Origin of the sequence: Paraburkholderia eburnea (genome assembly GCF_002917095.1) — a bacterium.
In the GTDB taxonomy this organism is placed as follows: Bacteria; Pseudomonadota; Gammaproteobacteria; order Burkholderiales; family Burkholderiaceae; genus Paraburkholderia; species Paraburkholderia eburnea.
On sequence record NZ_PQGA01000016.1, the window covers coordinates 25221 to 39391 of the forward strand.

11 protein-coding genes are annotated in these 14171 nt (G+C 66.2%); 2 read left to right on the forward strand and 9 right to left on the reverse strand.

Annotated elements, in window-relative coordinates; genetic code table 11:
• Nucleotides 1–5: 5 nt before the first annotated feature.
• Nucleotides 6–1700, reverse strand: coding sequence for a malonate decarboxylase subunit alpha (gene mdcA / locus B0G62_RS23245; RefSeq protein ID WP_103706561.1), 1695 nt, complete (start codon nucleotides 1698–1700; stop codon nucleotides 6–8).
• Nucleotides 1684–2571: a GntR family transcriptional regulator gene (locus tag B0G62_RS23250; protein WP_103706562.1), complete on the reverse strand. Its 888-nt coding sequence runs from the start codon at nucleotides 2569–2571 to the stop codon at nucleotides 1684–1686. Before B0G62_RS23250 ends, mdcA begins: the two co-directional genes overlap by 17 nt.
• Nucleotides 2572–2781: 210 nt before the next feature.
• Here B0G62_RS23250 and B0G62_RS23255 point away from each other — a divergent pair, with 210 nt between their 5' ends.
• Nucleotides 2782–4080, forward strand: a complete 1299-nt coding sequence (locus tag B0G62_RS23255; protein WP_103706563.1) for an MFS transporter — start codon at nucleotides 2782–2784, stop codon at nucleotides 4078–4080.
• A 39-nt stretch (nucleotides 4081–4119) separates the two neighbouring features.
• Here B0G62_RS23255 and B0G62_RS23260 read toward each other — a convergent pair whose 3' ends face one another.
• Nucleotides 4120–5061, reverse strand: a complete 942-nt coding sequence (locus B0G62_RS23260) for a DMT family transporter (RefSeq protein WP_103706564.1) — start codon at nucleotides 5059–5061, stop codon at nucleotides 4120–4122.
• 106 nt (nucleotides 5062–5167) lie between these two features.
• On the opposite strand from B0G62_RS23260, the gene B0G62_RS23265 reads away from it, so the two are divergent.
• Nucleotides 5168–6037, forward strand: a complete 870-nt coding sequence (locus B0G62_RS23265; RefSeq protein WP_103706565.1) for a LysR family transcriptional regulator — start codon at nucleotides 5168–5170, stop codon at nucleotides 6035–6037.
• Here B0G62_RS23265 and B0G62_RS23270 read toward each other — a convergent pair.
• From B0G62_RS23270 to B0G62_RS23295, 6 genes are all read right to left on the reverse strand, one after another.
• The gene (locus tag B0G62_RS23270) at nucleotides 6025–7077 is read right to left on the reverse strand and encodes an ABC transporter ATP-binding protein (RefSeq protein ID WP_103706566.1); all 1053 of its coding nucleotides are present in this window, start codon (nucleotides 7075–7077) and stop codon (nucleotides 6025–6027) included. The genes B0G62_RS23265 and B0G62_RS23270 overlap by 13 nt on opposite strands.
• Before the next feature lie 45 nt (nucleotides 7078–7122).
• Complete coding sequence (locus B0G62_RS23275) at nucleotides 7123–8778, reverse strand: ABC transporter permease (protein WP_103706567.1); 1656 nt, start codon at nucleotides 8776–8778, stop codon at nucleotides 7123–7125.
• A 65-nt stretch (nucleotides 8779–8843) separates the two neighbouring features.
• Nucleotides 8844–9863, reverse strand: coding sequence for an iron ABC transporter substrate-binding protein (locus tag B0G62_RS23280; RefSeq protein ID WP_103706568.1), 1020 nt, complete (start codon nucleotides 9861–9863; stop codon nucleotides 8844–8846).
• 62 nt (nucleotides 9864–9925) lie between these two features.
• The gene (efeB, locus tag B0G62_RS23285; RefSeq protein WP_103706569.1) at nucleotides 9926–11239 is read right to left on the reverse strand and encodes an iron uptake transporter deferrochelatase/peroxidase subunit; all 1314 of its coding nucleotides are present in this window, start codon (nucleotides 11237–11239) and stop codon (nucleotides 9926–9928) included.
• 3 nt (nucleotides 11240–11242) lie between these two features.
• Nucleotides 11243–12400, reverse strand: coding sequence for an NHL repeat-containing protein (locus B0G62_RS23290; RefSeq protein WP_244193344.1), 1158 nt, complete (start codon nucleotides 12398–12400; stop codon nucleotides 11243–11245).
• 96 nt (nucleotides 12401–12496) lie between these two features.
• Nucleotides 12497–13966: a carbohydrate porin gene (locus B0G62_RS23295; RefSeq protein ID WP_103706570.1), complete on the reverse strand. Its 1470-nt coding sequence runs from the start codon at nucleotides 13964–13966 to the stop codon at nucleotides 12497–12499.
• Nucleotides 13967–14171 lie beyond the last annotated feature (205 nt).

Consider the following 14171-nt stretch of genomic DNA (forward strand, 5'->3'; position numbering starts at 1 on the left):
CGCGCTTACCAGCTACGGAAACGTGCGGGCGGCGTGTACAGACCGCCCGACCACGTGACCAGATCGTCGATGCTGCGCGCCGCGAGCAGCGAGCGTTTGGCGTCGCCACGGCGGATGTCCAGGTCCTCGGGAAATTGCACGATGCCGCGCCGGCGCAGTTCGGCGGTTTTCTCCGCTTTCGCGCGCAGGCCGATGGGCGTGACACCCGCCACCGCCGCGAGCGCCGCGCGGCGTTCGTCGATACCTTCCGCACGGTGCAGATGCGCGATGCCTTCCTCGGTCACCACATGGCTCACGTCGTCGCCGTAGATCATCACGGGCGCGACCGGCATACCGCTCTTTTCGCCTACGGCGATGGCGTCGAGTTCATCGACGAAAGTCGGCTCGCCACCTTTCTTCCACGTCTCCACCAGTTGCACGACGAGTTTCTGGCCACGCGCGATCGGCGATTGCGGATCGGCCCGGCGCAACAGCTTGAGCCAGGCCTCGCTCGCGTGACGGCGGCCGCGCGGATCGTGGCCCATGTTTGGCGCGCCGCCGAAGCCCGCGAGACGTCCGCGCGTGACGGTGGACGAATTCGCATCGGCATCGATCTGCAGCGTCGAGCCGATGAAGAGATCGACGCCATACTGGCCCGCGAGCTGGCACAGCACGCGGTTCGAGCGCAGGCTGCCGTCGTTGCCGGTGAAGAACACATCGGGGCGCGCCGAGATATACGACTCCATGCCCACTTCGCTGCCGAAGCAATGGACGCTTTCGACCCAGCCCGATTCGATGGCGGGAATCAGCGTGGGATGCGGATTGAGCGTCCAGTTGCGGCAGATCTTGCCGCGCAGGCCCAGCGATTCGCCGTAGGTGGGCAGCAGCAGTTCGATCGCGGCGGTGTCGAAGCCGATACCGTGATTGAGCGACGTAATGTTGTACGGCGCGTAGATGCCCTTGATGGTCATCATCGCCGTGAGCACCTGCAGATCGCCGATGTGGCGCGGATCGCGCGTGAACAGCGGCTCCACGGCGAAGGGCCGGTCGGCCTGCACGACCACGTCCACCCACGAACCGGGAATGTCCACGCGCGGCAGTTCATCAACAATTTCGTTGACCTGAACGATTACGATACCTTGGCTGAACGCGGCGGCTTCGGCAATCGTGGGCGTGTCCTCGGTATTCGGGCCGGTGTAGAGATTGCCGTGACGGTCGGCTTTCTCCGCGCACAGCAGCGCGACCTGCGGAATCAGATCGACGAACATGCGCGCGTACAGCTCCACATAGGTGTGGATCGCGCCCACTTCGAGCTTGCCGTCTTCGAGCAGTTGCGCAACGCGCAGGCTCTGCGGACCCGCGAACGAAAAATCGACGCGATGCGCGATGCCGCGCTCGAACAGCGTCAGATGCTCGGGCCGATTGATGGTCGAGATCAGCAGATGAACGTTGTTGAGTTTCGCGGGATCGGCCTTGGCCAGCGAGCGCGAGAGGAAGTCGGCCTGCTTCTGGTTGTCGCCTTCCAGTGCGACGCGGTCGCCCGGACGGATCAGCAGTTCGAGTGCATCGGTCGTGCGCGCGGCGGGCAACACGCCGTCTTCGAGCCAGTGAGCGACGGCGGCGAGGCGGCGGGCTTTCTCGTCGCGGCGCGTGGTCCACGAACGCGCTGCGGGCGCGTGGGGCGACGACGGCGAGGAGGGCGTTTCAGCTTGAGGCTTCATCGGGAGTTCGGCTCCGGGAACGGGGTGTTGCGGGAGAGGCGGAATCGGCGTTGGAGGAAGCGTTGGAAGCAGCGTTGGACGAAGCGGCCGCGCGCGTGGTCTGGACCGCGCGCCGCTTTTTGCGGGCGGGCGATGCCACACTCGCCGCCTCGCGCTCGCTCAGGAAGCGGTAGATCAGTTCGCCGGTGCCCAGCAGATGTTCGGCGACGAGCGCCTGGGCGGCGGGAATATCGCGGCGCTGCACGGCGGCGAGGATTTCGGCATGTTCGGCATCTGACTCGCCCTTGTAGGCGGGAAAGCCGAATTTCAGACGCAGATAACGCTCGCCGCGCCGATGCAGCGTGGTCAGCATGTCCATCAACTGCGGACGCCCGGCGGGCGCATAGAGGCTCATATGAAAGGCCTCGTTGCGCGCGACGTACAGCGACGGATCGGTTTCGTGCGAGCCGCACGCGGCCAGCGCGCTGACTTCGCGCAGCGACTCGGCCGTGTGATTCGGAATCGCGAGGCCGAGCGCCAGGCTTTCGAGCGCGGAGCGGATCTCGTAGATCTCGCGTGCCTCGTCGCGCGACAGCGGCGCGACGCTTGCGCCTTTATTCAGTTCGATGCGCGCCCAGCCTTCGCTCGCAAGCTGGCGCAGCGCCTCGCGCACGGGAATGGCACTCACCGAGAAGTGCCGCGCGATGGCGTCCTGGCGCAGCGGTGCGCCGGGCGCAAGCGTGCCCTCGACGATGGCGGTGCGCAAGGCGTCCGCGATCACGTGCGAGGTGCTGGTGGGCGCGGCGAGCGGCGTCGCCACGCCCGGGAGTGCCGTTCGCGACGTGGGCGCCAGATCGCCGTCCAGGGGAAAACCATTCGTTGCGTTACTCATGACATCAAATATTATATATAAAACGGTGACATTCAAAGTCTCGCAAACCCGCAACACAGGATAGATGGGCGGACGTCAAACAGTTAGCTCGTGATTGCCTTTCAGCGAGCTTCCACAGCGCGCTGGCTTTTGGCCAGGGTGAATTCCACGCTGCACGGGATCGGCAGGGGTGCCCGGCACCCCACCGAGCCACAGGAGGAGACAAGCATCATGAATTCGATTACCGGGTCCGCGCGGCGAGCGCAGAAGACGCCGCTCAACCGTTCGCAGATCGCAGGGTTCTGGGGCGCATGGGCGGGCTGGACGCTCGACGGGATGGATTCGTTCATCTACGCGCTCGTGCTCACGCCCGCACTCGCCGAACTGCTGCCCAAATCGGGCTATCCCGCCACGGCGTCGAACATTGGGCTCGCGGGTTCGATCCTGTTCGCGCTCTTTCTGGTCGGCTGGGGGCTGTCCTTCATCTGGGGGCCGATGGCCGACCGCTTCGGCCGCACGCGCGTGCTGGCGGGCACCATCTTCATGTTCGCGATCTTCACGGGGCTGTCAGCCACGGCGCAGAGCGTGTGGGCGCTGGGCTTCTACCGTTTTCTCGCGGGCGTGGGGATCGGCGGCGAATGGGCGCTGGCGGGCACGTACGTGGCGGAGTCGTGGCCCGAGGATCGCCGCAAGATGGGCGCGGGCTATCTGCAGACGGGTTATTACGCGGGCTTCTTTATCGCGGCGGCGCTCAACTACACGGTGGGCGTGCATTTCGGCTGGCGCGCGATGTTTCTCACGGGCGCGGTGCCGGTCGTGGTAGCGATCCTGGTGCTCACGCGCGTCGAGGAATCGACCACGTGGAAGAAAGCCGAAGCGAGCCACGTCCATCGCGGAAGTCCCCTGCGCGAGATCTTCAACAGTGGTTATCGCAAGCGCACCATCGTGGCCTGCGCGCTGCTGACCATCGCGATCATCGGGCTGTGGGCGGGCGCGGTGTATGAACCGTCGGCGGTGATCCAGCTCGCCACGCGCGCGGGCGCGAGCAAAGCCGAGGCGATCCGCACGGCGTCGATCGCAACCGGCATCCTGTCGATCGGCACGATCCTCGGCTGTCTGGCACTCCCGCCGATGGCCGAGCGGATTGGCCGGCGCTGGACGCTCGCCGTCTATTTCGCGGGGATGGCGGTGACGATTGCGGCGAGCTTCGGCTGGGCTTATTACCTGCGGAACGGGCTGGTGCCGTTCATCGCGATTCTGTTCGTGCTGGGCTTCTTCGGCGGTAACTTCGCGCTTTTCAGCCTGTGGCTGCCCGAGCAGTTCGAAACGCGCGTGCGGGCCACGGCGTTCGCGTTCTGCACGTCGTTCGGGCGCTTCGTGGGTGCGGGCGTGAACTTCCTGCTGGGCGCGGCCGTGTTGCATATGCACACGTTGGGCGTGCCGGTCGCGCTCACGGCCATCGCGTTCGTGATCGGGCTGCTCATCATCCCGTTCGCGCCGGAAACCAGGGGCGACAAGCTGCCGGCTTGATGTTGGGAGAGGCAGACGCGTGCGGGGCGCGCGTCTCTTTTAGCGCCGTTTGAGTGCAAGCCGTGGCGGCAACAAACGCCAGCCGAGATTGACTCCCAGGCTCGCCGTCACGATCAACACCATGCCCGCGCATTGCGGCACGCTCAGCGCGCGGCCATAGACGAGCGCATCGACCGCGATCGCCGTAAGCGGATAGACAAACAGCAGCACCGCGATCGCCGGCGTCGTGAGTCTGGGCAGCGCGCCATAGATCAGCACATACGACAGCCCCGTATGCAGCACGCCCATGCCGACGAGCCAGCCCCATTGCACGGGCGTTATCGCGTTGAGTTCGAGCGGCGCAACGAAGGGCGCGACAAGCGGCAGACACATCGCGCCCACCGCGCATTGCGTGAGCGTGAGCAGATGCGGGCGAAAGTCGCGCAGACTCCTGGCGATCAGCGTGACGCTCGCGTAGAGCACGGAGCCGCCCAGCGCTTCGGCCAGCCCGATCAGATAGCGCGACTGATCGGCCACATGACTTTCGGCAAGCACGCCCGAAGCCAGCACGAGGCCCGCGAATGCAATCGCGATCCAGCCCAGCCTGTCCGCGCCTAAACGCTCATGAAACAGCACCGCGCCGATCAGCACGACCCAGAACGGCTGCACATGAAACACGACCGTCGCCACTGCAATGCTGGTGCGATGGATCGAATCGAAAAAGCCGACCCATTGCGTCACCATCAGCAGGCCTGAAATAAGCGCCAGCGCGAACGTGCGGCGCGTGAACTGCCGGGCGAGCTGGCGCGGCGTCAGCCAGCCGCGCCATGCGCAGTACGCGGCGAGCGCCAGCATACCGAACAGGCAGCGAAAGAACACCAGCGTGAGCGCGCCCAGATGCGCCTGTTCGACGAAGACCCCGATCGTGCCCATCAGGAGGCCGCCGCCCGCGAGCATGGCGACACCCTGGCGGCGGCCGGTCTGGAGATCGGGTTGTTGCATGGGCGATGTGCGCAAGAGGCGTTGAAAACGGGCCCAGTATTCGTCAGTTGCGGGGTATCGGCAAACGAATTAAATTGAAGAATTCCATCAACGCAGCTGATGAATCATGAATCCCGAATTCGACCTCGATCTGTTGCGCACCTTCGCGGCCGTCGCGGATGCGGGCAGTTTCACGAAGGCGGCGGTGAGCGTGCATCGCTCGCAGGCGGCGGTGAGCATGCAGATCAAGCGGCTGGAGCAGATGCTCGGCACCACGCTGTTCGCGCGCGACACGCGTAATCTCGCGCTCACGCGGCCCGGCAACACCTTGCTCGAATACGCGCGGCGCGCGCTCGATCTGCAGGAGGAGGCGTGGTCGGCGCTGGTGCGGCCCGAGGTGACGGGGCGCGTCGTGCTGGGCGCGCCCGACGACTATATGGCCGCGCTGCTTTCGCCGGTGCTGCGGCGCTTTTCGACGCTTTATCCGCATGTGGAGATCGAGATCGTCTGCGCGCAGAGCGTGGCGCTCGGCCCGATGCTGGCGGACAACAAGATCGATGTGGCGTTCGTCACGCGCGACCGCAAGCTGCGCGGCGAATTCGTGCGCAGCGAGGATATGGTGTGGGTCGGCTCGCCCGACGATCCCGCGCCGCTCGCGATGTCGCCGCTGCCGGTGGGGCTGTACGAGCACGGCAGCGTGGCGCGCGCGCATACGGTGGCGGCGCTCGATGCGGCGCGTATTCGCTATCGCGCCGCGTATAGCAGCGCGAGCCTGATGGGCTTGATGGCGACGGTGGAGGCCGGGATCGCGGTGGTGGCGCTCACGCGCTGCAGCGTGCCGCCGCGCTTCGAACTGCTAGGCGAGGCACACGGACTGCCGAAGATCGAGCCGCTCGATATCATCGTCGCGCGCAGCGTGAAATCGAACCGGCCCACCTGCGATTATTTCGTAGAACAGATGATGCAGGATCTGTCGATCAGGCGTCAGCGCGGATAGACGTTGACTTCACCACCCACGGCGACGCGCACGCGCTCGCCCGTGCGCGGCGTGCGATAGCCGGGCACGCGGGCGCGGATCGTCGTCGGCGTGGTCGTGGTCGTGGCGGTCAGTTCGAGCGTGAGCGCGGCGTCCTGGCCCTGGAACGTGACGTCGCGCACGAGCGCTTCGAGGCCCTGCGCGCCGTGGTCGAGCACGTCGATCTGCTCGGGCCGCAGCATCACATCCACATCGCCGTCGTCGGGGCGCACGCCTTCGGCGAGCGGCAACTCGCCGAGCGCGCAGTGCGCGCGTCCCGCCGTGACGCGGCCAGGCAGCAGCACCGCTTCGCCCACGAACGCGGCCAGTTCGCGCGTGACGGGGCGGCGATAAAGCGTCTGCGGCGCCGCGGTCTGCACCAGACGTCCGCGCCACAGCACCGCGACTTCATGGCCGAGCGACAGCGCCTCGGCCTGATCGTGCGTCACCAGGACGGCGGTCGCGCCCGCAGCCGCGAGCGCGCGCGCCACGGCTTCGCGCGTTTCCAGGCGCAGTGCCGCGTCGAGCGATGAAAACGGCTCGTCGAGCATCACGAGGCCTGGCGAGGGCGCGAGCGCGCGCGCCAGCGCCACGCGCTGCTGCTGGCCGCCCGAGAGCTGTTGCGGCGCGCGGCTCGCATACGACTGCGGCAAGCCCACGAGTTCGAGCAGTTCGGCGACGCGATGGCTTGCGCGCCGCTGCGCACGCGGCAGACCGAAGACAATGTTTTCCGCCACGGTGAGATGCGGAAACAGCGCGCCTTCCTGCGGCACGTAGCCGATCTGGCGCTGCTCCGAAGGCAGATGCAGCGCGTCGCCCGCCACGCGCCGCCCGCCGATCTCGATCGTGCCCGCATCGGCGCGCTCGAAGCCGCACAGCAGGCGCAGCAGCGTGGTCTTGCCGCTGCCCGAAGGGCCGAGCAGCGCGACCAGCGCGCCCGACTTCACCGAAAGATGAACGTCGTGCAGCACGGGATGGCCGTCGAAGGACTTGGAGACGCCGGAAATGCGAAGTGTGCTCATGGATACGGAAAAGGCGTCGATCAGACGGCGCGGAGGAGTTCGGGATTAGTTCGAATCGGCGGACGGCGCGGCAGCCGCCTGCGTGGGCAAAGGCGTGCTCGCGTGCTCCGCGAGCGCCGACTTGCCCGCGAACGCGAACAGCAGGCCCGAGGCCGCGAGCGACAGGGCCGTGAGCAGCGCGGCATAGGGCGCGGCGGCGGCGAATGCGAGCGTCGAGGTATCGGACCAGACCTGGGTGGCGAGCGTATGCGTGCCGATGGGCGCGAGCAGCAGCGTGGCGTTCAGTTCGGTGACGACGGAGATGAACACCATCGACGCCGCCGCGCCGAGTCCCGGACCCGCGAGCGGCAGCACGACGCGCCGCAGCGTCGCGAACCAGCCGAGGCCGAGCGCGCGCGAAGTTTCTTCGAGACGCTGCTGCGCCTGCAACAGCGCCGCGCGCACGCTCACCAGCGCGAGCGGCAGGAACAGGATCGCGTAGGCCGCGATCAGCAGCGTAGTGCCTTGATAGAGCGGTTCCAGCGCGCGCACCGCAAGCGACACGATGGCCAGCGCGATCACGAGACCCGGCACGCCTTGCGCGATAAACGCGGTGCGTTCGAGAAACGTGGCCGCGCGGCCAGGAAAGCGCGCGAGCAGATACGCAAGCGGCAACGCCAGCAGCGTCGTGAACACGGCGGCTATCAGCCCCAGCCGCAACGAGGCGAAGGTGGTCGAGACCAGCAGTTCGGCCGAGACATCGGCGGGCGTGATCGCCGCCGCGCCGGGCTGCGTGAGCCAGTAGCCGATCATGCCGAGCGGCACGCCCAGCGTGCCGATATTGAGCGCGACGAAGCCGAGCGCGACGGGCCAGCGCCACCGGCCAAGCGTATGACGCACGCCGGCGCGGCGCGCGCCGCGATCGACGCGCTCATAGCGCGCGCTGCCGCGCACGCGGAACTCGAACACGAGGCACACGAGACACAGCAGGATCAGCACGCAGGCGAGCAGCGACGCGCCGCCGCCATCGAAACTCGTGCGGTATTCGGCGTAAATCTCGGTGGTGAAAGTGCGAAAGCGCAGCAGCGTGAAGGCGCCGAATTCGGACAGCACGCCCAGCGCCACCAGCAGCATTGAGCCGAGCAGGGCGGGGCGCAACTGCGGCAGCACCACGCGCACGAAGGTGGTCCAGCGATTGCAGCCGAGCGCGCGTGCACATTCTTCGAGTGCGGGATCGAGCCCGCGCAGCGCGGCAGCCACGGGCAGATAAACGAGCGGGAAATAGGCGGTCGTGATGACGATCAGCGCGCCCAGAAAGTCCTGCAGATCGAGGCTCAGCGAGACCCACGCATAACTCGTGATGAACGCCGGCATGGCGAGCGGCGCGGCGGCGAGCAGCGCCCAGGCGCGTCGCCCCGGCACGTCGGTGCGCTCGACGAACCAGGCGCAGGCCGTGCCGAGCACGGCCGAAGCCAGCGTCGCGCTGACCGTGATTTCGAGCGTATTGACGAGCAGCTCGCCGACGAGCGGCCTGAAGATCAGGTCGGCGGCATCGGCGAAACCGGAATCCTGCGCATACGAAAGCGCGCGCCAGAACGTCAGCGCGAGCGGCAAGAGGACCAGCAATGGGCCAAGCGCCGCGGCCAGCAACAAGGCACGCGGCGCTCGCCGGCGCACGGGCTTGCCCGTCACGCCGTCCAGACCATCCAAGGTATCCGGCACGGGACGTGCCGGGGAAACAGCATCACTCACAATTTATTCAGACATCCTTGTGAATCAGGGCGAAATCAGAGCAAACCGGCCTGGCGCAGCAGACGCGCGGCCTGGCTGTCGTCGCCGAGCTGCTGGATCGTCAGCGCGGGCGGCTTCAACTGGTCGAACGGCTTGTTGATCGGATCGCCCGCGACGCCGGGGCGCAGCGGATACTCGAAGCTGATGTGGCCTTGCGCCATGAGCTTTTGCGCGCGCTCGCTCACCAGGTAGGCGAGGAACTTCTGCGCGCCGTCCGGGTTGTGCGCGGCCTTCAGGATCGCGGCGCCCGAGACGTTCACGAGCGCGCCCACGTCGCCGTCGGCGAAGTGCGCGACGGCGCTGCGCGTCTGCTTGTCGCCGATCTCGGCGTGCAGGCGGTCCCAGTAATAGTTGTTGATGATGCCCGTGGCCACGGCGCCGCGGTTCACGGCGGCCACCACGCCTTCGTCGTCGTCGAAAACCTGCGAGTTGGTCTTCAGGCCCTTGAGCCACGCGAGCGTGGCGGCTTCGCCCCTGGCGGCCAGCACGGCGTCGACGAGCGGCAGGAAGTCGGCGTCGCTCGGCGCGATGCCCACTTTGCCCTTCCATTCCGGCTTGGCCAGATCGAAGATCGATTGCGGCAGTTGCGCGGCCTGCACCTTGGCCGTGTTGTAGGCGAGCACGTTTTCGCGCGCGGTCACGGCGACCCACTGGCCAGCCGGCGAGTTGTAGCGCTCAGGCACTTCGCCCAGCGTGTTCTTCTGCACCGGCGCGAGCAGGCCCTTTTCTTCGAGCAGCATCAGCTCGGGCGAGTTTTCGGTGAAGTAGACATCGGCGGGCGTCTTCTCGCCTTCGGCCACGAGCTGCGCGGCCAGCGCCGGGCCTTCGCCGCTGCGGATCTTCACGTCGATGCCGGACTGTTGTTCGAAGTCCTTCGCAAGCTGGTTCACGACCTGCTCGTGCTGGGCGTTGTAGAGCGTGATCGAAGCGGCGTGCGCGGCGAACGGCACCATGCCCGCGACGGCGAGAGCCAGAGCGGCGGCGCGCAGGCGCGCGCCAGGGAATGTTGTTTTCATGATCGGTCGTTATCCGTTCTTGTCGATTGCGTGTGTCGAATACGTGTAAAAAGGCCTGTTTTTCAGGCTTCGAACAGCTCGGCGCCAATGTACGAACCCGGCTTCGCGCCCGGCGGGCACGCGAAGATCGCGCTGCCTACGTGGGTCGTGAACTGGTTCATCATGTCGAACTTCGCGAGCTTCTCGTTGATCGGAATGAAGCCCTTGCGCGGGTCTGCCTGGTGGGCGACAAAAATGAGGCCCGCGTCATATTCGGTTTCCTGGCGCCATGGCGGCCAGCGCTCGATATAGAAGTTCGTGCTGTCGTTGTACGAGTACGAGCGGCGCAGGATCTGCGCCCCGTCGTTCGAGGCGCGATTCGACAGACGCACATGCGAGTTATCGGGAATCTGCGGATTGCCGTCCTTGTCCTGGGCGTCGAGGTCGACGGTGTCGAACTCCTTGTCCTTGCCGATGGGCGCGCCGCTGTACTTGCGGCGGCCGAACACCTGCTCCTGAAAGCCGACTTCCATCTGGTCCCAGTGTTCCAGCGTGATGCGGATGCGGCGCACGACGGTATAGGTGCCGCCCTGCATCCACGGCGCGTCGGCAGCGGTGGCCCAGACGAATTCCTTCATCGCGGCGGCGTCGGCGGTCGGCGGATTGTTGGTGCCGTCCTTGAAGCCCATCAGGTTGCGCGGCGTCTGGCCGCGCGGCCCCGAAAGAAAGCCCGCCTGGCCCCAGCGCATGCGCAGCGTGCCGTAGCCCTGGCGCGCGAGCTGGCGCACCGCATGGAAAGCGACTTGCGCGTCGTTCGCGCAGGCCTGCACGTAGAGATCGCCGCCGGTTTTCTCGGGCAGCAACTGATCGCCGTTAAAGCGCGGCAGATCGACGAGCGCGGCGGGGCGCTTGCTCGCGAGACCATAGCGGTCCTTGCCCTCGGACATGAAAAGCCCTGGGCCGAAGCCGAACGTGACCGTGAGGCCAGCCGGGCCGAGGCCGAGCACATCGCCCGAATCCGGCGCGGGCTTATCTTCGCTCACGCCTTCGAGCGCCTCGGCGCTCTGGCCTTGCGTCATGCGCGCGGCGGACTCGGTCCACTGGCGCAGCAGCTTGATGACGTCGTCGCGCGAGGTGGTCGTCAGATCGAACGCGGCTACATAGGTATGGGCCTGCTGCGGCGTGACGATGCCGCCCTGATGCGGGGCGTAAAACGGCTCGACGGCGGTGTACGGGTCAGCGGCCGCCGGGCGGTGCTTCGCCTCGGCGGCCTGGGCCGGCGACTGCGCAAGCGTCGCGCCGAGCGTGGCGCTCGCCGCGACGGCCGCGCCGCCCGCCTTCAGGAAACCGCGCCGCGCGGGCTGCCGCGGCCGGTCGTGGGAATCATCGGAGGACATGATTTATTTCGCCAGCACAAGAGTATTCACGTCGTCTTCCACGTAGTAGAAGCCGTCGCCCGCCGGAGTCAGCGCGATGCCGAACAGGTCGCCGTTGCCGGGGGGCGTTTGCGCCTTGTCGGTGTCGATCCAGCGTGCGTAGAGTTGCTTCGCCGCGACCGGATCGATTTCCACGACCTGGCCGTTGAGCGCATTCGTCACCAGCAGATGCCCCTGCGGCGTCAGGATCATCGCGAGCGGGCGGTGCAGCAGGCCGTCGGCGGTGAGCTGGCGGCCCACGCCCGCACTCGTGTCGCGCGTGAGCGGATCTTCGATCACGTTGATGCGGTTGCCGATCGCGTCCGACACGTACAGCAGCTTGTTGTCGGCGGACAGCGCAAGGCCCGTCGGGCCGACGAGGAACACGCCCTTATCGGCCTGCGCGCCGAAGCCGCTCGCCACCACCGTTTCGCTCTTCACGACCGGCGCCTGGCCGTTCGGAATGTCGAGATCCATGCGCAGCACCGTGGCCTGCTTGAACACGGGCGGGTTGCCGTTCGCGCCGCCCACGCCGAAGCCCGCGTTGCTCACGAACAGCGTGGCATGGTCGCCGTTGTCGACGACGGCCATGTTGCCCCACGGATCGTTGATGTTCGGGCTGCTGATGACCTTCGCAATCTTGCCGCCGCTGTCGAGCACGATCATGCAGCCGGCGCCCTTGGTGCCGGTCGTGCCGTCGTTGCTCGGCGTGCTGCCGACGATCACCCAGCCCGACTTCAGCATCGTCATCGCGGTCGAGAGACCCACGCCGCCGGGGCATTCCTTCAGGTCGCGCGGGATGGTCGCGAACAGCGTCATCTGCTTCGTATCGGGATGATAGTCGACGATCGTGCTGCCCATGCCCTGCATGTTGGCGGCGTTGTTGAAATTGTCGACCAGCACGTCGCCCTGTTTCACGGTGCCTGCGCTCACCGGCGCGACGAAGATCGCGTACGGGTTCTGGTCGCCGTTATCGGGCACCGTATTGATGAGCGTGGTGTGATGGTGAACGGTTTCAAGCAGACCTTGAGGGTCGGCGTGCGCTGCGAGCGGCGCGCTGAGCACGGCGGTGGCGCAGAGCGCGAGCGCCGCGCGGGTGGCGTGAGCCGAGCCCAGCATCAGCTTGCGCATGGCGTGATTCATTGTATTTCTCCGTGCCTCACGCAGGCACGCGCGCACTTTCACAGGTGCGGTGTGGGGACGTGAGGACTTGGTGTTAGACATAAACGGATGCGGCGATTAGAACGTGATGTTGGTGCGCACGCCCACCACGAAGGTGTTGCGCAGCGGCGCGGTCGCATCGTTCTGATTCTGGCCGGCGCCGGCGTTGAAGGTGTACTGCGCGTCGGCCTGCACTTGCCACCATGGCGTGACCTGGTACTGGTACGTCGCTTCCAGCGTGGTTTCCTGGGTGCGCACGCCGTACGTCGTCGCGTTGAAGTCGCGGTAGTCCAGATCGAGGTCGTGCAGCGCGTTGCTGACCTTGATGTAGGTAAGCGCGAGACCGACGCTGTCGTTGTCGCGGCCCTGGAACGGCGCCTTCATGACGATGCCCGCATTGGCCGAGAAGCTGACGGGATTGCGGTCGCCCGGCGCGCCCATGACGCGCGCGAACACGCCGATGCTGCGCGGCTCGTCGGGATCGGGACGCCAGATCATCTGGTCGGCGACGGCGTAGATGCTGTAGTCGCCGTGATGCTGGGCGGCGATGCCGGTCGTCAACGGATTGTTCAGCGACAGACCCGTGTTGTCGAAATGCTGGTCGGCGAACGAATTGCTGTTGTACCAGAAGCCCAGTTTGTAGGTGCCTGGCAACGCGTGGCTGTCCGCGCTCACGAGATCGCCTTCGGACGGCTGGTTGATCGCGTACTGCAATTCGCCGATCACGAGCGTGCCGTTGTGCAGATTGAAGTTCGTGCCGCTGAGGTTGTTCGGATTATTGCCGAGCGGATCGCCGTCGAACACGCCGATCAAACCGGTGAGCGAAGGCGCGATCTGGCCGCGCACGCGCACGCCGAGGTCCGCAAGCGGATACGCCGGGCCGCCCGACGGCATGTCGTACGAGGGCAGCGCCGGCCAGCCGAACATCGTGTTGACGAACAGGGCCGCGTACTGGCTGACGATGAATTCCTGGTCGATACTCTGCTGACCGACCTTGACGTCGAGCTTCTTGTCGAGGAAGGACTGCTGGTACCACATTTCCCACAGACGCGTGGTGTCCTGCGCTTCGATGCCGCTCGCCGTGTTCAGCGTGCCCAGATTGCGCTCGCTCAGATTGGAGCCGTGAATCTGCAGTGCGCTGATATTGAACAGGCCGCCCGGAATGCCCAGCGCCTTGCTCGTATCCACCTGCACCGTCGCCGTGGTGAGGCCGTCATAGGTGCCCCCGCGGTTCAGACCGCCGCGCAGGTTCGCGAGATATTCGCTCGTCTCGGTCAACTGGAACGTGACGCCGTACTTGCCGAGCCACGGACGCAGGCCACCGATATCGCCGAGCAGATTCTGGCGCGCCCAGATGCCGGTCATGAAGTTCGACGGTTGCGCCTTGATCGAAAGATCGGCCTCGGGAGCTTCCGGTGCGGCATCGGGGTTGCTCGTCTGTGCCTGCGCAGCGCCACATGCGAAAGTCGCACAGGCTGCCCACATCGCGAGACCGCGCAGGGCAGGCGCACGCCGTCCGAACGAACGGGATGACCGGTTGAGTTTCATCGTATTCCTTACTTATTTAATTCTTTGTAGCGGGATCGAATCTCCATGCGCGCCGTCGTTGGCGAGCCTGAATCGTTTGTCTCCGAGACGGCGCCATCGTACTCATCGGTATTGTAGGCGTCAACACAAATGAGAATGATTCTCACATTAATTACGTGTCGTAAGCGCCTTGTTTACGTAGGACTTTCATGGGCGATCCGCATCA

What these genes read in the sequence shown, in the direction of transcription:
- mdcA (WP_103706561.1), bottom strand. Translation starts at nt 1,700, where the DNA reads ATGAAGCCTCAAGCTGAAACGCCCTCCTCGCCGTCGTCGCCCCACGCG.
- B0G62_RS23250 (WP_103706562.1), bottom strand. Translation starts at nt 2,571, where the DNA reads ATGAGTAACGCAACGAATGGTTTTCCCCTGGACGGCGATCTGGCGCCC.
- B0G62_RS23255 (WP_103706563.1), top strand. Translation starts at nt 2,782, where the DNA reads ATGAATTCGATTACCGGGTCCGCGCGGCGAGCGCAGAAGACGCCGCTC.
- B0G62_RS23260 (WP_103706564.1), bottom strand. Translation starts at nt 5,061, where the DNA reads ATGCAACAACCCGATCTCCAGACCGGCCGCCGCCAGGGTGTCGCCATG.
- B0G62_RS23265 (WP_103706565.1), top strand. Translation starts at nt 5,168, where the DNA reads ATGAATCCCGAATTCGACCTCGATCTGTTGCGCACCTTCGCGGCCGTC.
- B0G62_RS23270 (WP_103706566.1), bottom strand. Translation starts at nt 7,077, where the DNA reads ATGAGCACACTTCGCATTTCCGGCGTCTCCAAGTCCTTCGACGGCCAT.
- B0G62_RS23280 (WP_103706568.1), bottom strand. Translation starts at nt 9,863, where the DNA reads ATGAAAACAACATTCCCTGGCGCGCGCCTGCGCGCCGCCGCTCTGGCT.
- efeB (WP_103706569.1), bottom strand. Translation starts at nt 11,239, where the DNA reads ATGTCCTCCGATGATTCCCACGACCGGCCGCGGCAGCCCGCGCGGCGC.
- B0G62_RS23290 (WP_244193344.1), bottom strand. Translation starts at nt 12,400, where the DNA reads ATGAATCACGCCATGCGCAAGCTGATGCTGGGCTCGGCTCACGCCACC.
- B0G62_RS23295 (WP_103706570.1), bottom strand. Translation starts at nt 13,966, where the DNA reads ATGAAACTCAACCGGTCATCCCGTTCGTTCGGACGGCGTGCGCCTGCC.